Origin of the sequence: Streptomyces cavernae (assembly GCF_004023625.1) — a bacterium.
GTDB lineage: Bacteria > Actinomycetota > Actinomycetes > Streptomycetales > Streptomycetaceae > Streptomyces > Streptomyces cavernae.
On the sequence record NZ_RPDJ01000043.1, the window covers coordinates 1 to 19,064 of the forward strand.

Below are 19,064 nucleotides of genomic sequence, written 5' to 3' on the forward strand. Positions count from 1 at the left end.
TCAAGCGCCCGGACTCAAAGTACTCGCCGTCGGTCAAGAAACGGCAGCACGGACCCACCCGCCGGGTCCCGGCCAAGGTCATCACCTTGAAACCGGTGATGCTTCACTAACTCAAACAACGGCATTGTGTCCCCGGCGGCAGGTGGCAGACGCTGATCTCCAGGCCGGTCTCGGTGGCGAGAACGGCGAGATTGGCCTTGCACGCCTTGGCCCGGCTGCTGTTGGAGCCGCCGCCGTCCGCGGTGATCAGCAGTCGCTTTGCGTGCGGATAGGCGGTCCGTCCTTCCTCGGTCCACCAGCGGCGCAGGCCGGCCACGGCGAACGCGGCGGTGTCGTGGTCGGTGCCGACCACGACGAACCCGGTGTTGCGGCCCAGGTCGTAGATGCCGTAGGGGATCGCCGTGCCCGTGGCGTGGGAGGGGAAGTCGTGGTCGAGGACCTTGACGGGGGCGCCCGGCGGGGCCCACTCGCGGCCAGGCCGGGCGAAGAGTCCGATCTGTTCCTTCTTCTTGGTGTTCACGCTGATCACCGGGTAACCGGCCGTCAGGAAGTCGGCCACCGTGGCGTTGAGGTGCTGGAACTGGGCGTCCCGGTCCGGGTGGTGGCTGCCGGCCAGCACCCGCGCGTTGCCGCGCAGGCTGAACCCGGCCGCCTTCAGCAGGGCCGCGACGGTGTCGCGGCCCACCTTCCTGCCCTGGGCGGCGAGTTCGTCCGCGAGGCGGCGCAATGACTTCGTCGTCCACGTCAGCGGCTTTCATCGGATCGCCCTGCGTATGGTCCTCGACCAGCTCCAGCAGGGCCGGCACCAGACCCGTGTCCCGGTCTGCCAGAGCCGGGCGCCCTGCCCCCGGTCGCCGTACTCGCCCGTCCGGCTCCGCGTCGGCGTCGAGTTCGGCCAGGCCGCGGCTGACGCAGCCCTTCGAGACTCCCGCGGCCCGCGCCACCGCGGCAATCCCACCGTGCCCCAGCTGCCGGGCCTCCGCGCCGTACAAGATCCGGCGCTGCCGCTCGTTCAAGTGCGGCGTCACCGTCTCGAACTTCGCTCGTAACGACCCCGTCGATCCATCAAAGCGCCCCATACCGCATCAACGAGCCCAACTACCACAAGCAACCCACTAATTCATCGACGCCCCCCAGGGGGCGGGCGCCCTGCCGCTCAGCGCCCTACCCGCTCCCTGGAGCGCCCCCAAATCCCCTGCCGCGCCCGTGCGCCCGGTAACGGTGAGATAGCCGGAGCCTCCTGACGGTCCGTCTGGGGGCCTTCGGTGCCGACCGTTTCCGGTCCCGCTTGATGACAATAGGACCACTGCGGCCGCATACTCCCGCTGCTCGGTGGTCATCGGCCGGGTCAGCGCCCGCCAGTCACCGTGCAGCCATACCGAACCCCACGCTCCAGCGCTTGCATCCGCCCACGCCGCCGGCTGCATGTCGGTGGTGGCCTTGCCAGTGCGGGGCTGTGCCTCAGGAAAGTCGTCAGGATCCGTGATCACCGCGTCAGCTGGGGGTGGGGGAGCGGCAGTCGCGGCACAATCCCGGCTCCGGGGCGCGGAACGCCCGGTCGCATCCGTCGCACGTCTGCCATGGCGCCACCCTGGCACGGCTCGGCGTGGGCACGTACATCGGAGCAGCAGGCAGGTTGTCCCGATCGAGGCGATGGAGGTAAACCGCGGCGAGAGACTTCGCGTTGCCGGTCTCCGTCGTGAGCTGCTGGTGCAGCGACACCTCGAGCCACCCAGCGGCGAACGCCGCCTCTGCCCGCTCGATCAATTCTGCCCGCTGCTTCCGGCTCGGCATCCGGCCCGCGTACGGCAAGGCGTCGACGAACACCGCACCGCGCGAGTGGTCGTTCCGCTGCGTAGCTTTGCCTCCTCCTCCCACGCCAGGAGAGGCCGCAGCCTGCGCTGTTCCAGAGGGGGGTAGGGGGGAGGGGATCACTACGGGATCAATAAGGGATTGAGCGTCATCCTGGGGCTGGGTAGGCGTCACATTGCGCCGGGGACGGCTCCAATTTGACTCGGGGTAGGCGTCATTCTGACGTATCAGCAGGTCAAAAGGCTCCGGAGAGTCCGGAGTGCCAGCCAGCGAGCCGGCCGGGTCGCCCTGGCTGTCGTCGTCGAAGGTGATGGCCTCGAACAGGTTGTCCTGGTACTGCCGTGGCTCCTGCCGCATGGCCGCCAGCAGCGGCAAGTTCACCCGCGTCAGGTTCGAGATCGGCTCGCCCGTCCTCGGATTCACCCGGCGCACCGACTTCACCAGACCGCGCGCGGCCAGCTTGCGTTTGACCCGCTGCACCGTGCTGCGCGAGGTGCCGCAGTCAGCCGCGAGGCGGCCCTCGCTCGGCCAGCAGTAGCCGTATATGTAGGTGTAGTTGGTCAGTGCCAGCAACAGCAGCTTCTCGCTGCCGTCCAGGTCTTTGGCCTCGAAAACGAGACCTATGTGCGCAGCGCTCACCGTTTCGCCGCTTGGTCGATGGGCCAGCGGGCGCCCTTGCTACTGTGTGCCCACGGAGGCGGGTCGTGGCGCGTTCTGTCGGCGCGCGTGTGTACCATCTGTCCTGCCTTTGTTGTGCGGCGGGTTGCTCCCCGCCGTGGTTCTTTGAGTGGCCGCTGGGATCCGACCCCCGGTGGCCACTCGCCGTTTCAGGCGACCCTTTCGAGCCCCTGACCTGCATGACCTTGCCTTAAGTAAGCACAATTGTACAGTTGAGTTGTACAACTCTTGAGACGCACCGAGGCGGGAAGGGGTGCCCGTGGACGCCGTACTGCTCCTGAGACGGCTACCGTTGTCCCGTTCAATCGGACAACCCGGAGGGTGCGCAGTGACCGACGAGACCGACCCCTACCTCGAAATGGACGAGGTCGCGGATCTCATCGGAGTGGCCCACCCCACCATGCGCACGTACCACAACCGGGCGAAGAGGAAGCGCGAGAACGGCAAGGCCACTGAGAAGGACCTGCCCGAGCCCGACCGCATGTTCGGCCGTACGCCCGCCTGGAAGCGCTCCACGATCGACCGGTGGCGGCAAGCCCGCGCCGGCGAACCCAACGTGAGAGACGTCCCGCCGCCCACCGAGAGGTGATCTTCGCCAAGGCATTTGACTGCAGCTCTTGACACGCCGTAGGTTGTACAAGTCAATTGAACAACCCTCCGCAAGGAGAAGGCCCCACCCGGTGTTGGAGCACTGGGAGGAGCCGGGGCCTCGGCCGGTGTTGGAGCACCGGCCGAGGCTGGCCTGTTCGGTGTTGGAGCACCGGACGGGCCTTGATCACACCGCCTGCCGTCAACAGGAGGAATGACCGTGCCCAACGGTACCGACTCGGGGCGTGACTTAACGCCCCGCCCCAACAAGATCGCCACCGCCCCGGCGACCGTCGAGGCCTGCGCCGCCGACCGAGCCAGCCGTGACAAGACCGGCCAGGCGAACACCCAGCGCGGCGGCGTGTACGCGTCGGCGCAGAACACCATCCCACGCACCACTGGTGGTGCCCGCTGATGGGCCGCTTCTCTCGCCGAGCGAAGACCACCCGCAGCTATCCCGCTGCCGGAGTGTCCGTCACCGGCCGGGCCGACCGCTTCTTCCGCGCCAAGACCACCGGCGCCCGCCGTGCCGCCGACCAGGGCCAGGCGTGGGAGGACCGCGACCGGGCCCAGGACCGCAAGGGCCGCTGGTACCGGCCCGCCAAGTAACCCACTCAGACCGGCGCCCCCGTGACATCCCCCGACGGGGGCGGCCACCTCTTGCTCCGGAGAAGCACGTGAACGCTGACCAGCTCACACGGTGGGCCGCCGCCAGCCCTTGGGCATCCACCCTGGCCGCTGGCCTGCTGCTCCTCGCCCTCATCACCACCTGCTACCTGATCATCCGTCGCGTCGGCGGCTCCGTCTTCACCGCTGGCCTCGGCGCCCTCATCTGCACCGCATACAGCGCCGACACCTCCTGGCGGTTCGCCCGAGACCACCTCGGCATGCACGACACCACCGAGCGACTGGTCATGTTCGGCGCGGGCGAGGGGGCCCTTCTCGCCTGCGCCGTCATGGCACGCGCGAGCAAGAAGGCAACCGCCACGGACGTCAGCGCAGGCACCCCGGGAGTGCCCGGTGTCCTCGTCTGGTGCATCACCAGCGTGCAACTCGTGCCCGCGTTCGCCGAGTCGGGCTTCTGGGCCGGCATCGTGCGCGCCGCGTTCGGGCCCGTCATGGCCGCACTGCTCTGGCACGAGGCGATGGGCCTGGAGATCCGCATCAACAAGCCCAAGGCCCTGTCGTCCGGCCTGCTGGCGCAGATCGGTCACGAGCTGCGCGAACGGCTCCTGTCCTACCTCGGCGTGGCCGTCCGCGGCCGCACCGCCGCCCAGGTCACCCGCGACCGGGCCACCGCCCGCGCTGTCCGCCTCGCTTCCCGCCGCTGGCTCGGCCCCTGGGGAAGGGCCGCACTCAAGGCCTCTGTCGCCCGCTCCGCCGCTGGCACCAGCCCCGAACAGCGCCAACAACTCCTCTTGCTGCTCGCCGCCCGCCGCAGCGCCGCCCAGCTTCGCACCCTCGACGTCACCTCCCCGTGGACCCCCGAGCCCGCCCCGGAGCCGCACCCGGCTACCCCGCTTGGCGTTACGGGGGCGGAACTGCGCCGCATGGACCCGATCGACGCCATCCTTCACATCCGCGCCGCACACCCGGACGCCAGCCCGGCCGAACTCGCCTCTCTGAGCACCGAATACGGCATCCCGGTCACCGACACACAGGTCCGCATCGCCCTGCATCCGCGGGCCGCGGAACGCTCTGCGTATCCGGTGTTCACGGTGCAGCCGCGCCGCGCACTCGCCCCGGCCGCGCAGCCGCAGCCGGATGCAGCCGACGGCACCGCAACCGACGCCGCGCAGCCGCAGCCGGATGCAGCCGACGGCACCGCAACCGACGCCGCGCAGCCGCAGCCGGATGCAGCCGACGGCACCGCAACCGACGCCGCGCAGCCGCAGCCGGATGCAGCCGACAGCACCGGGGCCGACGCCGCGCAGCCGCAGCCGACTACGCAGCCGGATGCACTCATCCTCGACCTGGCCCCGATGCTCCCCCCGCACCTGGACGTGTGCGCACCCGCACTCGCGCAGACGACCCCGCCCCCGGTCCCTCGGCTGCGGCGCAGACCGGTCACCAGCGCCGCCGTAGGCGACCGCGAGGTCGTGAACCTGCGCCTCTCGGATGAGGATGCGGAGCTCCTCGAGCGGGCGAAGAAAGTGAATCTCCAATCGCTGCAGGAGAAGGGGCAGATGGCTTCCCAGCGGCGGCTGGAAAGGGAGCTCAGCATCGGGCAGCGCCGCGCCAAGCGCATCTACCCCCACCTCCCCACGACCCTCGCTGCCGCAGTCGCGGAAGCCCAGCCACACGCCAAGGAGGCGTGACGTGACTACACAGCCGGACGAGAAAGAACTGGCCGTCAAGGCCCGGCTGATCGCACTTATCGACGGGACCGGCACCACGGCTCCGCAGTCGACTACGGGTGCGGTCGACGCCGCCACAGCAGCCGCAGTCGCGCAGCCCGGTGCAGCCACGCGACCGCAGCCGGACAGCCCAGCCGACCCCGACGGCTGGTGGGATGCGCTGTACGCCGACGGCAGCCAGGACACGCACAGCACCGACAACGGCGAGACCGAAGCCCCTGGGCCGGATGCGCAGCCGCACGGCCGCCTTGACCGTCGCCGCATCCAGCCGTGGTGGACCGGCCGGCCCGTCGACTTCACCCCGGACAACGAGGAAGCGGCGGCAGAACCGGAGAACACCAGCACCACGGACATCGTCGACAAGGTCGACGACGAGAACGACGAGGCGGACGCGGCTGCGCAGCCGAAGAAACTGCACCAGCGGCTGCACCGCATCCGCATCCGTATCCCGCACGGCTACGTCACCGACTCCGCGGCCCGGCCCGAAGCACTCGTTGCAGCGCCCGCACCGCGGATGTCCCTCATCGACGCCTACACCAACGTGCCCCGGCGCATCCGCTGGCTGGCCCTCCACGGCAGTGCAGCCGCAGTCGGCTACAAGCTCGGTTGGGTGCAGTTCTCCACCCGCACCGCGGCCTGGATCGCCGACAACGGCTGGCTCAACATCAGCAGCGCGTTCTGGGCCGGCTGCGGCATCAGCTGCGAACTCCTGCGCCGCCGAATGCGCAACCGCCACCTCACTATTCGCTGGCTGGCCGCCGTCCCGATCTCATCCATCATCACCGGCACCCTCCTGTACGGGACCGGTTGGCAGAACCTGGAGCTCCCCCTGTGAACGTCTTTGGCGATCTCGGCGTTGTCGGACTCGCGGCCGCCCTCACCGCCCTGCTGATCTTCGGCATCCCCGGCGGCGGCAAGCTGAAGCCTCTCGGCTGGTGGACGACACTGTTCGTCGCGATGCTCGCGGGCAGCGCCTACGCGGCCGCGGGCGGGCTGTTCGGCATCGTGCCGGATTTGGCCGGTAGCGTCGTCCACTTCATCAACGGCTTCGTCAAGGGCATGACCATGCCTGCCCTGGCCCTCTGCCTCGGCATTTTCATCTTCTTCAAGAAGCTGACGACCAAGCAGCTTGCCGTCGTCGGCTTGCTGTTCTTCTACGTCGCGTCTGGCGCTGGTGGGAACTGGGCCTACATCAGCGACGCCATCGAAAACGCCCGGGTAGGCCTCCAGTGACGTTCATCAGCCTGCGCAGACCGGACCCGGAACCGGACCCGGACGACCCTCTTGAGGCCACAGAGCCGGACGAGGACACCGAAGACGACGGTGCGCAAGAGCAGGAGCCCGAGGGAACGTCCCTCGGGCTCCTGCCCGCGCTCTACCAGGGCGTATGCGGCTGGTGTACCTGGTGCAGTGCCCGAATCGGTGTCGGCTGGACGTACACCGTGCACGGCGTTGCCCTGTGGGCAGCGTGCTACTACGACGCGTGGGTCGCCTTTGGCGTGGCAGGCACTTTCGTACTGGTCACCGTCCTGTTCACGCCGCGGGAACCGTTCGACCGCCTCGCGGACCGCATCGAAGCCCGCGTCGAGGCCCGCGCGACTGGCCCCGACGAGTCGGCCGAGGACTACCTCGACGAGTCGGCCGAGGAGGGCGCCGAGGAACCGCCCGCCGACCCTCTGCTGGAGCTGATGTGGCGGCTGATCGGGGAGGCCCCCGGGGTGCACCTCAAGACGCTCAGGGAGGTACTCGCTGAGTCCTCGGCCAAGGAGGGCCAGCGACCCCCTTCCAAGACCGACGTGGAAGCCGCTCTCGAGGCCCGAGGGATCCCCCTCCGGCCGTCCGTCCGAGACGTCCGGGATAAGGTGAACAAGGGGGTGCACCGGGGCGACCTGGACGAGTGGCAGAAGGCCCTCTCCCAGCCCGAGACAACGCCCCCCGGTACAAGCCCGTAGCAGCTACGTAGTAGCCCGCTGACCTGCGGTGTAGCAAGCCTGCTACAGCCGTAGCAGCACCGTAGTAGCAGCCCCAGCCTGCCCTTCGGAGCGCGTCGTGCCACACCTCTACATCTGCCACCAGTGCCGCACTCGGGCGCCCAAACGATGGGACCGACGGGAGGGCGCCGAGGCCGATCAGCAGCAGCACCGTGACGACGCGCATGGCGGCCACGTCCCCATCGGGGGAGATGGCATCGAGACGGTCCACGCGGACAGCCGGGGCGATGGGCTCCTGCCCCGGCACACCTTCTTCGCCGTCCTGTTCCTGCTCGCCCTGGTCCTGGCGAACTGCTGGCGCGGTTGAGCCCCCTCCGGCCCCGCCGGGCCACGGCCCCGACTCCGCTCACTGCGCCGGCACCCGCGCCCGCCGCGCTGCCGGTCACGGCGGGACCGAGGTCCGCGTGGTTCTCGGTCCCGCGCACCAGTTCGCCGCCAGACTCGACACGCTGCCTGACAGGAGACCCCGCCGTAATCGATGCCCATGAGCCTGTAGACCTCGCCGGGCAGGTCATCTGCGAGGCCGTGACCTGCGAGCGACCCGAGTGCACGCCGGACGACCACCACCGGTTCGTCATCGAGAACGGGCGATTGCAAAGTCGCGGTGATGTCGTGAGTGTGCAGCTCACGGCGGTGTGACGATGCCGGGAGGGCGCGCGACCGGACGCAACGAAGCCCCGTTGTGGAGGTGCCTTGCCAAGTCGCCTGCGCCCAACGGAGCTTCGATGTGCCGTCAGTCTGCCTGGTCAAGTCGCCCACCCGTCAGCACTGTGCGACGGGCCCACTGGCCGAGCGGCTGGCCACGCTGGCCGATCCGCGGTGCCGGCGCGGAAAGCGTCACCCCTTCGTGGCAGTGCCGCAACCGGGGTGGTGTTGGCCGTCATCGGCATGCGGCGTCGAGTCCCATGTACAAAGCCCACCGGAGAGCATCGCCGAAAGCAACCAGGTCAGACCACGCAGCTGCCGTCCCTCAAGTTCTGCTTTCCGGGGGCGTTCAGAAGGTGATGCTCTGTCCTTCCTGCTGGTCTTACTGACCTTGGCGTTATAGCGTCTGGGTCTTCGTCGGGCCGGGTGACAGGGTCTGTCTGGTCTGGTAGCCCGGAAGTATGCGGTATCCGGACGGGGGCGGGCTGACCGCCGAGCAGCGCAAGCGCCGCGAAGAGGTACGCATGCGGGCCGCTGACCTCTTCGCGGAGGACGTGAAAGTCCCGTGCATCGCCCGGGAGTTACGGGTGAGTGAGAAGTCGGTCTATCAGTGGCGCCGTGTCTGGAAGGCGGGCGGGCGGGAAGCGTTGCGTTCTCAGGGGCCGCCGGGCTATGACTGCCGCCTCGGCCCTCACCTGCAGGCCAAGCTTGCGACATGGCTGGAGGAGGGGCCGGCCGCGCACGGCTGGACGGACGACCAGGTGTGGACCGCCGCACGGGTGCGCACGCTGATCGGGCGGAAGTTCCACCTCTCCTACAGCGTCTCCGGCGTCACGCGGCTGCTGCACCGGATGGGCTTCAGCGTGCAGGTGCCCGCCCGGCCCGCCGCCGAACGGGACGAGGACGCGATCACCGCATGGCGGGAGGCGACCTGGCAGGAGGTAAAACCCTCCGGGCGGCGACCGGCGCGTTCGTCTGCTTCGAGGACGAAGCGGGCGTGACCGGCCGTCCGCCCAAGGGCCGCACCTGGGGCCGACGCGGCATCACCCCGACGGTGCGCGTTTCAGGCCGTGGCCGTGGGCGCCTGTCGGTGGCCGGACTGCTGTGTTACCGGCCCGGTCTGCCCGCCCGCCTGTGCTACCGGCTGCGCCGGCACACCGGCCGCAAGGGCGAGCGTCGTTCACTCGGCGAGAGCGACTACATCCGCCTGCTGGATGGCGCCCACCAGCTACTGAAGGCCCCGCTGATCGTGGTGTGGGACCGGCTGAGCACCCACATCTCCAGGGCGATGAAGGCACTCGTGACCGAGCGGGAATGGCTGACGGTGGTTCTGCTGCCCGGGTATGCGCCTGAGCTCAACCCGGTCGAGGGCTTGTGGGCGCATATCAAGCGGAGCCTGGCCAATCTCGCCGCCCGCACCCTCAGCGAGCTGGAGACTCTACTGCGCAGGCGTCTCAAGGCATTGCAGTACCGGCACACCATCCTCGGCGGGTTCCTCGCCGGGACGGGCCTCGCCCTCGACAGACCGAACTGACCCTAAAACGCCGAAGTCAGTAATGTGCGGTGTAGGAGACGCCGTGGACTTTGAGGCCGGCTGGGTTGAGGAGGGTGATGGTGCCGGTGCAAGTCGCGGCATAGACTGTGTCCCCCGCAGCTCGTGTCGCTTTCCCCTCTCCGATTCCGCGGGTGCGTGTTGCATCCATTTCGGTGCCTCGTGTCGCTTTGCCAGAGACGCTGCGGCGCGGCGTCGTGTCGAGTTTCACATCGTCGTTGCCGGCTCACAGGCTGGAGTCAATGGGGGTTCCCACCAGCCGAGTCGCGCTCGCTGGCGTTCTGGCCGCGGGCAACGCCGCCGCCCTGACCTGCCGCACTCGCATCCCGGCAGTCATGCTCGGTCTGGGAGGCAGGCTTTCGTGCGCACTCCAGCGGAGGCGGATCCTAATACCGCTCGTACGGCCCGACGATCCCGTATTTCCTCTTCATACGTTCGCCGATCTTGAGGACGTCTGCCGGCGTCAGGGCCGGGTAGCCGGGGCTGGTGACGATCTCGAACCATTCGGCGTTCCACCCTGCCCGGTGGATCGCCTTGTGCTGCTCGACTCCGATGCTGACGGTGAAGTCGTGGATATCGATGCCCTTCTGCTTGAAGTAGGAGGCGAATGTCTGCGGGAAAACATGATGCTTCTCCCACCCGTTGGCCAGGTCGTAGGCTGTCGGGCCGCCGGGCAGCGCGGGATCGTCGTAGGGATCCGTGGTCCGGTCCGAGGGGAAGTCCGCCGGGGTGTGCGGTACTGGGTCGAGGACGGGCAGTTCCTGCGTCTCCTCTCCGATCGGTACCCAGTCCTTGAGCGGTTCCCGAATGATCCGGTCCACGTCCTGCTGCGCGAGGAAACGGGCGTGGGCGGCCGGGTCCCCGGCGGGCGTGGACCACAACACGATCCCGAGAGCGCCGAGTCGGGAGGCGCCGACGGCGAATTCGAGTGCGGCGGCCCTGCTGATCCCGGCGAAGATTCCGGGAGCGGGCTCGAAGCCACCGCTGGGGCTGGCGCCCGGTGTGGTGCCGGTGGGAGGGCTCGGTGGGGGCCCGGCGGGGCTGTTCGGCTGTAGTGGCACATCGACCGGTGTCTGAATGGATGGTGTGGGGGTCGGGGGTCGTGCCCAGGTCGGCACGACATACGGCTGGGGCATCCACCCCGGGTCCACGTTGACCGAGATCTCGAAGTAGAAGTCCTCCGACTCGATGCGCTGGTGGACACCGATCGGCTCGTGACCGTCCGGGTCGGTGTAGTCCAGCGGAGCGTTGTAGGCGTAGGAGTAGCGGTTGAGTGCTTGCGGGTCGTATGGCCTCGGCACGACGGTGTCGGCCGAGACGAATTTCGCAAGCCCAGGGTCGTAGTGCCGGGAGCCCATGTGGATCAGACCGGTTTCGTCGTCCGGCTTGTGCCCTCCGAAGCCCGTACCGCTGCCTGCCTGTCCGGCTGGTCGGTATGGCGCGCCGTACGGGGCGTAGTTGGACCTGGCGGTCACGGTGCCGGAGGCGTCGGTGGTCATCCGGGGGGAGCCCAGGACGTCCTGGTGGTGGAAGGAGACGTCGCTCCCTCGGCGGGTCGCGATCAGGCGCGGGCCTGCGTAGTACGAGGTCACCAACTGCCCCGCCGCGTCGAACTCGACCAGCGGCCCCAGGGCGTCCACCGTGCCGTTCGGTCCGGCTTTGCGAACTCGGTCGCCGTCCGCGTCATAGACGAAGGTCGTCTTCCCGGCGGGGGTGGTGACCGAGGCGAGGAGATTGTCGTCGGTCCAGCCGAGCGTCCGGTCCACGCCGGTGGTTTGGTTGCCGTTGGCGTCGTAGGCGTACGTGGCGGGTACCTGGCCCGACACCTCGGTGACCGCGTGGACGTGGAGCGGGTCGTCGTAACGGTAGGTGCCAGTCTGCGAGTTGGAGGTCATGTTGCCGATCTCGTCGTACTCGAAGCTCTGTGCGTGCGCTCCGGTGACTTCCAGCAGCCGGTTCAGCTCGTCGTAGCGGAAGTTTTGCTTCTCAGTGTTTGGGTTCCGCGAGATACGGTGGTCCGTCCGTCCGGCCAAGTCGTGGCCGTATGTGCTGTGGAACAGCTCGTTGTGCGCGAGGTCCTCGACCCTCTCGGTGCTGATCCATTGCCGTTGCGGATCGTAGGTGAGAAAGGCTTCGGTGTCGTTGGCGTATCGCAGCCGTTCGAGCCGGTCATGGGTGTCGTACCCGAGGGATGTCACATAGCCGCCGACGCTCTCCAGTCGTCCGGCCGGGTCGTAGGTGTACGGCACCAGTTCGGACGTTGTCGTAACGGCGCCGCTTTGATCCGGATAGCGCACCGATGCCAGCCTGCCTGGCGCGTCGTAGGCGGCCTCGGTCTCCGCGCACCGCAGCTGGACACAGATCCTGTGGAGCGTTACATGCCCTGCGGTGTCGTACGTGAAGTCGTGGGTGGCGGTGCCGTCCGCGTTCTCGGTGCGGGTGATCTGGCCCGTGCTGGCACCGTTGGGCTTGCTGGTCAGTGGGTCGATGTCGTAGAACCACTGGTCACTGCGGGGCGTTCCCTGGGGATCGTGGACCCTTTCGGTGAGACGTCCCAGCTGGTCATAGCGGAACTCGAGCCGTTGCTTCTTGGCGTCGACCTGCCAGTCGGGCAAGTGGTCCTGGTCGTCGTAGCCGATGGTCCAGCAGCCGAGATCCGGGTCACAGCCGCCGTGACGGCGGCCGAGTGAGTCCCACTGGGTCGTCGTGGTGTTCTTCCGTGCATCGACCGTCTCGACGAGACGGTCGAGCGCGTCGTACGCGAATGTCGTGTCATAGGAGCGGAGTTGGCCGTTGACGGTGACGAACTCGCGCACCCGCTCCACGTTGTCGAATCCGTCGCGGAACAGCACCCGATCGTGCTTCAGCTCGTCGGTGTATGTCTCAGTGTTGCTGCCGAAGCTGACTGACCGGTGGCTGCCGTCCGCGTGCTGGATCTGCCTGGCCCGAAGGCGGTAGTCGTAGGTGTACCGCTCGGTGGTCGTGCCGGAGCCGGGCGTCGCCCAGGCGGATTCGGTCTCGACGCGGTCCGTGGCGGCGAAGTACGTGAGCGATCGCTCCGCGCCGCTCGCGCGGCGCAGCAGGATGGTGCGTCCGAGTCCGTCGACGTACTGCTCGATGGGAAGGCCGAGTAGGTCTCGGTTCGAGGCGGACAGGCACTGTTTGACGATGACCCGTTGGCTGAGGGTGCCCCAGCCCGGGTACTGGTAGTCCTCGCAACCGCCGCCGGGGTAGTCGACGTGGCGTATCCGCCCGTGCGGCTCGTAGCGCCGGGTCGTGGTCTGCTGGTCAGGCCCGCGTGACACCGTGGGCTTGCCGAGCGAGTAGTTCCACTCCTGGCCCTCGCAGTACGTGGCATTGCATTTTTGAACGGGGTACAGGCCGTACACCGTGTCGTAGTCGGTACGTGACCAACGCCCGGTGGGTCCGGTCACCTTTGTCGGGTTGCCGTACGAGTCGTGGTCGACGGTCGTCGTGGCATAGCTCTTGCCCACGCCGTCCCACACTTCCAGTTTCGCCAGGTCCCCGACAAGCGGAGGCTGGGTGTAGGCCGTGTTGGTGTCGTACAACAACTGGCTGCGCGTGACGCGCAGGGGCTGGGCGCCGGACGTGTCGAGTACCTCGATGGCTGCGGGGAGCCCGACGATATACGAAGTGACGTTTGGCTTGAACAGCACTGTCTGTTCGCGGTTGTCCTTCTTTATGTCGTCGAGGTTGTCGTTGTCCGAGTCGGCGAACAGCCCGTCGCGGCGGGTCGAGGTGATGTTGCCGTACTGGTCGTGTGCGTACTGCGTTGACAGAGTCCGGCAGCCGTCGGCCTCGCACTGTTCCCGGCGTTCGGTCAGGAGCCTGCAGTGGTGGGGTGGTGGATCATTGGTGCGTGAGTCGTCGTACGTGTAGGTCGTGGTGTCGGAGGGTGCGCCGCCACCGGTACCGCTGACAGCCACCTTGAGCCGGGCCTTGGCGCAGCCTGGCGTTTGGGCGTAGTCCGTCACTATGCGGCTGTACTCATTGGTCTCGGTGACCGTCGCGAAGCCGAGGAACCGATGTTCGAGGGCGGACCACCGTGCACCCTCATATCGGAAGGTAGTTGTGGAGTCCGGGGCAGCCGAAGGACTGGCCGGGCGTGCAAAGGTACGGACAGCTGTGACAACGCGGCGCACCGAACCCGCCGGCATCGAGGCATGTGTCCCCGTGGAGGAGCGGTACTGCACCTCCACGCTGCCGCCGAGCTCATTGGTGTGTCCGACGAGTCGGCCGTCGTCGTAGCGCGAGCGCAGGGCGAGGAAGCGGACCGTCTCAGCGTCCTTGCGTACGATCGCGAGGTCGTTGCGGCCGTCGGCGTTCTCGTCGGTGGGCCGCATGTTCCGTGTGTCATGGACCGGGACGCCGAGATCCCAGCCAGCGGCCGGGACGGCTTCATGGCTTACGGCCCAGCTGCCGTGGCGGTTGAGCAGCGTCCAGATGTGCAGCTCCGTGCCGCTCGCCGCCGCGGTGACCGTCGTCAGGTCGGAGACCCCGTCGCCGTCGATGTCGGTTACCCGCCACGATGTGCTGTCGCTGGGGCCCGCCTCGTTCTTGATGTCGACAGGTACGGAGTCCACGTCCCAGGTGCCCCGGCCGCGGGAGACAAGCTGGTCGATGCGCAGATGACCGGTGACTCCCGTGGGACCTGTAGTCGGCGGCAGGGACTCGACGCTGAGCAGATCGGTCTTTCCGTCGGGATTGAGCTGGGCAGGCTTCCAGTCGGCCGTGTCTGTGCTCGGCAGTTGCCGCGTATCGGCGAATGGCAGCCAGTGCCCGTCACCGCGCGACAACAGGGTACGGACTTCCTGCGTCGCGGCTCCGGTGAAGTGCACATGGACCAGGTCCGCTTCCTTGTCACCGTTGACATCGGCAACGCGCCAGGCTGCTCCGTCGTCCTCCCCGGTGCTACCGAACTGCTGTTCATTGACCGCTGTCCACTGGCCGTTCCCCGCAGACAGCAGCGTTCGAACCATCACGCCCGATGTAGTTGCCGCGGTGTGGGCGAGGTCCGTGTCGCCGTCCCCGTCAACGTCCAGAGCCTTGAGCGACCACGTGTCTTCGAAGGTCGCGCCGGGCCAAGCGGTACCGGCGGTGCCGGGTGCCGGCGTCCATTGGCCTGTGCCGTCCGACAGCAGCGTGTGGATTCGCACCGCCGATGCCCCGGTTCGGCTCTCTTGCGCGTACGGGCAGACCAGATCGGCTTTGCCGTCCGCTCTGCTCTGCGGTCCTCCGACGTCGATGGTGAGGCAGCGCCCCGGTGCCCGGTCGTCGTAGTCGGGCAGCACATCGTCGATCAGCAGCTGATCGAATGAAGTGCTGTTCCTGAGGGCCGTGTAGATCCGCAGGCCCGGGTTGGTGTACTTCACGAACACGCGATCAGCCGCGCCGTCGCCGTTGACGTCGGCATCGTGCCAATTGATGGTGTCTTGACCGTCTGTGTTCCAGGTCGGCTTGACCCGGAACGAGGCGATGCGCATGTTGTTCTGGGCCGTGTGCGGGAAGACGCCTGTCAGGTCGGCTCGGCCGTCGCCGGAAATGTCGGTGAGGAAGTACTGACCGGTGAGTCCCTCCGGGCACACGATGCGGTTCCCGACCCCGGAGGAGCGGCCGGGGCAGTCATGAGTCCAGTCGGTGGGTGCGGGATGGACTGCTTGAAAGGTGCCGTCTTTTTTGGAGATCAGCCAGGTGGCCCTGGTCCGCGAGGGCCAGTTGGGGTTGCGGTAGCTCGTGGGCGTCAGGATCGCTACATCGGTCGCGGTGTCACCGTTGGAGTCGCCGCTGATCCACTGATTCGGGTAGGAGTGCTGCTGCAGTGCGAAGCTCACGCCCAGGTTCGTGTACTCCAGCGGCAGACCGGTGTCCTGCCGTACCACGCGGAATGCGCCGCGCCCGGTGGAGAGCAGGGTGAACAACCGGAGCTTGGGTTGTTCCGTCACCACGGTCAGAGGTTTCTCGCCGACGACGAGGAGGTCTGTGCGGCCGTCGCTGTTGAAGTCCCCGGACTGCACCAGATCGGTGCCCACGTCCCCATACAGCGTGAGATCCGGCTGGTCGACTGAGTTGACCCAGTTCGCTCCGGTAAGAAATGATTTGAGACTCTTGAAGGTGCCATCGCCGAGCGACAGTGCCATGTCGACCGCTGCCTGGTGCTTCGGGCTGGTGTTGGGGTCGAAGTTCTGACGTACGTGGGCTAGGTCGGCGCGGTCGTCGCCGTCGAAGTCCCCGACGAACCAGTGCGCGGCATCGCGTGGGTTATGTGTCCAGTTCGGATCCGACACAGGGTGCGGATCGAGCCCGCCACGCCCTGTCGAGAGTGCGACGAAGAACCGGGCCTCGTCCTTGGGAGGGGATGCGTTCGTGCGGTGGTGCAGTGCGGCCATGACGTCTGCACGGTGATCGCCGTTGGTGTCGGCGAGGAACCAGCGGCTCTGGGGGGCCCACTCATCGACCGCTGTCTGGACCGTGGACGCCGTCCGGAAGGGGGCGGTGGGACGATCCTGGGAGACAGCCGTGGTAAGCAGAACGCGACCGGCGGTCGGGTCCCAGCGCGCGAAAGCGAGATCGCAGCGGCCGTCACCGGTGACATCACCGGGCATGGCCCGCCACTCGGGACGCGAGGCGTTGCCCCAGTCCCAGGACAGTAGCTGGGTCCGGCTGGTCCAGGTGCCGTCGCGCTGGGCCTGGGCCACGCGCAGGGAGGCCCGGCCGTTGTCCTCACGGCCCACACCCAGCATGTCTTGGCGACCATCGGCGTCGAAGTCGCACGGGAACCACTGGACGCGTGCGTCTTTCTGCCAGAGCAGGCCGGGCAGCGGGGCGCCGTTCCAGTCCCCCTGTCCGGGGACTCCGCCGTTGTTCGGCCATGGACCGGTGAATTGAGCGTGTCCGGCACCGGGGGCCCAGCCGCTGCCGCCGGCAGCCCGGAACGTCCTGGCGGGTAGGGGTGTTGTGCCCATGGTGTTGATGGCACCGTCGGCCGCGACGACGGCATCGTTGCCCCATTGTTGGACCTTCTCCAGCAGCACCCGGTCGGGACCCGACTGCGCCCGGTAGGACAGACCGTACACACGCACCAGGCTTCCGGCGTTGTCGACCTCGATGGTCCTGAGCCGCTTTGCAAGGACCCCCAACTCCTTGCCCGTGGCATAAGTGGCGACATCGGGCCGCGGCTCGTAGAAGAAGACGATCGCGCTCTTCAGGGCGTCGGGCGAGTTGCCGTAACTGATCCTGGCGAGGTAGCACTCCCGAACCCCGTCACAGCTGTAGTCGTACGTCACTTCGTTGCCGTGCGTGTCGACACGGCGCGACAGAGCCCACTGGTAGGTGACTGCCGAGCTGCCGATGTGCTGGGCCGTGTAGATGCTCCGGGTCCCGTTCTTCTCGGTGATGACCCAGCTGTCACCCTCTTTGAGGATGCGTGCGTAATTCTCCTGACGCGTGGAGTGGGTCCCCCCGGAAGTACAACTGGGGCTGGCACCTGGCTTCTGCTGGGTGCACGACACAAGTTCAGTGCCGTCCAGCACGAAGAGATCGGCCGCATCGTCGTAGACGGGAGTGCCACCGCCGGTCCCGGCACGGACGATGTGCGACGTCGCGGAGAGCCCCCAGCCGGGCCCCGCGAGGCCGTTCGGGGCGTCGGAGCCGTACGACAGCGAGACTTCGGGCTCCAGACCACGGAAGGCCGGCACCGCGATCGGGATGCTCGTCGCGTACGCACCGTCTGGTCCGGTCTCGGCCCGCGCGGTGCCGCCCAGCAGAAATATCGTCCCCCACACGATGCCTGCGGCCACGGCACTGAGGCCCAATACCCGCCGGACGAGCTCCGATAAATCGCCATGCGGCTCGCAGGTTCTCACGCGAATCACCTTTGCAGGGAGGTCCCAACGGATCCGGCGAACTGATCGGAATGCGACGGTACTCCGGCTGTTCCGCGGCAGCAGCTATTCCGCCAATACCGGTATGTAACAAGCATCCAGAGGCGGTTGGGGATCTTGTGTTCAATGTTCATCTCTGTTTCAGGAGATGAAGTCGCTCATCACGGCGACACCGGCGGTGCCGAATCGACTGTTCCCGATCACGCGCGTTATGGGATCGCGCCGCCAGTCGAGGCCCAGATCTGAGTATCTGGGCACGCCTCCCGCCTAGTGTCCTGCGCCGGTAGTCCGTCGTTAGATCTTGTATGAGTTCTCCTGCCGGGGTGCCGGTACCGCGTCGTGGTCCGAAGCTGGAACCGCTGCTGCTGGCCGATGACGAGCGTGCTGTGCTCGAACGCTGGGCCCGGCGGGCGAACTCCGCCCAGGCGCTGGCGTTGCGGGCGCGGATCGTGCTGGCCTGTGCGGGCCCGGACGTCCCGCCCGTCGTTGAGGTGGCCCGCCACCTGCGCATTTCCGCGGACACGGTCCGCAAGTGGCGGCGGCGGTTCCTCGCACCGAGCGGCTTGACGGCCTGGCCGACGAGCCCCGGCCGGGCCGGCCGCCCACCATCAGCGTTGACCAGGTGGAAGCGGTCGTGGTCGCCACCCTGGAGGAGATCCCGAAGAACGCCACCCACTGGTCGCGAAAGTCGATGGCGGAACACAGCGGCCTGTCAAAGTCCACCGTCGGCCGGATCTGGCGGAAGTTCCAGCTCAAGCCGCACCTGACGGACACCTTCAAGCTGTCGACGGACCCGCTCTTCGTGGAGAAGGTCTACGACGTCGTCGGTCTGTACTTCAACCCGCCCGAGGGCGCGGTGGTCCTCTCGGTGGACGAGAAGTCGCAGATCCAGGCCCTGGACCGGTCCCAGCCAGTGCTGCCGATAATGCCGGGCATGCCCGAGCGGCGCACCCACGACTACGTCCGCAATGGGCTGACCACCTTGTTCGCCGCGTTCGACGTCGCTACCGGCGAAGTCATCAGTGCCCTGCACCGCCGGCACCGGGCAGCGGAGTTCAAGAAATTCCTGATCAGGATCGACAAGGAAGTTCCCGCGCACCTGCAGATCCACCTGATCTGCGACAACTACGGCACCCACAAGACGCCCGCGATCAGGACATGGCTGGCCAAGCACCCACGTTTTCATATGCACTTCACGCCGACCGGCTCCTCCTGGATCAACCAGGTCGAGCGGTGGTTCGGCTTCCTGGCCGACCAGATGATCCGTCGTGGCGCACACAAGAACGTCCAGGCCCTTGAAGCCGACATCCGCCGCTGGGTCAAGGACTGGAACGCAGACCCCAAGCCGTTCATCTGGACCAAGACCGCTGAAGAGATCCTCGAATCCCTCGCCCACTTCTACCGACGGATCTCCGGCGCAGGACACTAGCGTTGACAAGCCAGAAAAGTCGACGCCGGCCGCCACCAGCAGCCCTCCGGCCGAGCTGTCCTCGGCGGACAAGATCAAGGCCTGCACAGACGCGATCGCGGCCGGGAAAGA

General features: G+C 67.6%; 11 protein-coding genes and 2 pseudogenes. 10 read left to right on the plus strand and 3 right to left on the minus strand.

From position 1 onward, the window contains the following. Positions 1-127 precede the first annotated feature (127 nt). Positions 128-1,079, minus strand: a pseudogene (locus EF387_RS48830) (ISAzo13 family transposase); the annotation flags it as partial. Positions 1,080-1,494: 415 nt separating this feature from the next. Beyond that, positions 1,495-2,451, minus strand: coding sequence for a helix-turn-helix domain-containing protein (locus tag EF387_RS38425; protein ID WP_128381245.1), 957 nt, complete (start codon positions 2,449-2,451; stop codon positions 1,495-1,497). A gap of 367 nt (positions 2,452-2,818) precedes the next feature. On the opposite strand from EF387_RS38425, the gene EF387_RS38430 reads away from it, so the two are divergent. The 9 genes from EF387_RS38430 (at position 2,819) to EF387_RS50215 (ending at position 9,605) form a co-directional block, all read left to right on the plus strand. Further along, entirely contained in the window at positions 2,819-3,079 is a 261-nt protein-coding gene (locus tag EF387_RS38430; RefSeq protein WP_128381246.1) for a helix-turn-helix transcriptional regulator, read from the plus strand. Between the two features lie 213 nt (positions 3,080-3,292). Continuing rightward, the gene (locus tag EF387_RS38435) at positions 3,293-3,493 is read left to right on the plus strand and encodes a hypothetical protein (RefSeq protein WP_128381247.1); all 201 of its coding nucleotides are present in this window, start codon (positions 3,293-3,295) and stop codon (positions 3,491-3,493) included. Beyond that, the gene (locus tag EF387_RS38440; protein ID WP_128381248.1) at positions 3,493-3,687 is read left to right on the plus strand and encodes a hypothetical protein; all 195 of its coding nucleotides are present in this window, start codon (positions 3,493-3,495) and stop codon (positions 3,685-3,687) included. The genes EF387_RS38435 and EF387_RS38440 overlap by 1 nt, the downstream gene beginning before the upstream one ends. 68 nt (positions 3,688-3,755) lie before the next feature. Continuing rightward, the gene (locus EF387_RS38445) at positions 3,756-5,396 is read left to right on the plus strand and encodes a hypothetical protein (protein ID WP_128381249.1); all 1,641 of its coding nucleotides are present in this window, start codon (positions 3,756-3,758) and stop codon (positions 5,394-5,396) included. A gap of 1 nt (position 5,397) precedes the next feature. Beyond that, the gene (locus EF387_RS38450) at positions 5,398-6,270 is read left to right on the plus strand and encodes a hypothetical protein (protein ID WP_128381250.1); all 873 of its coding nucleotides are present in this window, start codon (positions 5,398-5,400) and stop codon (positions 6,268-6,270) included. Further along, positions 6,267-6,668 carry a hypothetical protein gene (locus EF387_RS38455; protein WP_128381251.1) on the plus strand — a complete coding sequence of 134 codons (402 nt, stop codon included), beginning with the start codon at positions 6,267-6,269 and terminating at the stop codon, positions 6,666-6,668. Before EF387_RS38450 ends, EF387_RS38455 begins: the two co-directional genes overlap by 4 nt. Beyond that, a complete protein-coding gene (locus tag EF387_RS38460) occupies positions 6,665-7,387 on the plus strand; it encodes a hypothetical protein (RefSeq protein ID WP_128381252.1) in 723 nt (240 codons plus the stop codon). Before EF387_RS38455 ends, EF387_RS38460 begins: the two co-directional genes overlap by 4 nt. Before the next feature lie 97 nt (positions 7,388-7,484). Continuing rightward, on the plus strand, positions 7,485-7,733 hold the full coding sequence (locus EF387_RS38465; RefSeq protein WP_128381253.1) for a hypothetical protein: 249 nt from the start codon (positions 7,485-7,487) through the stop codon (positions 7,731-7,733). Between the two features lie 799 nt (positions 7,734-8,532). Continuing rightward, positions 8,533-9,605, plus strand: a protein-coding gene (locus tag EF387_RS50215; protein ID WP_420802674.1) for an IS630 family transposase whose coding sequence is annotated in 2 segments (ribosomal slippage) — positions 8,533-9,019 and positions 9,019-9,605 — 1,074 coding nt in all. Because the reading frame shifts where the segments join, the coding sequence is not laid out codon by codon here. A 404-nt stretch (positions 9,606-10,009) separates the two neighbouring features. Here EF387_RS50215 and EF387_RS38480 read toward each other — a convergent pair. Then, a complete protein-coding gene (locus EF387_RS38480; RefSeq protein ID WP_128381255.1) occupies positions 10,010-17,440 on the minus strand; it encodes an RHS repeat-associated core domain-containing protein in 7,431 nt (2,476 codons plus the stop codon). A 389-nt stretch (positions 17,441-17,829) separates the two neighbouring features. Here EF387_RS38480 and EF387_RS38485 point away from each other — a divergent pair. Further along, a pseudogene (locus tag EF387_RS38485) lies at positions 17,830-18,953 on the plus strand (IS630 family transposase). Positions 18,954-19,064 lie beyond the last annotated feature (111 nt).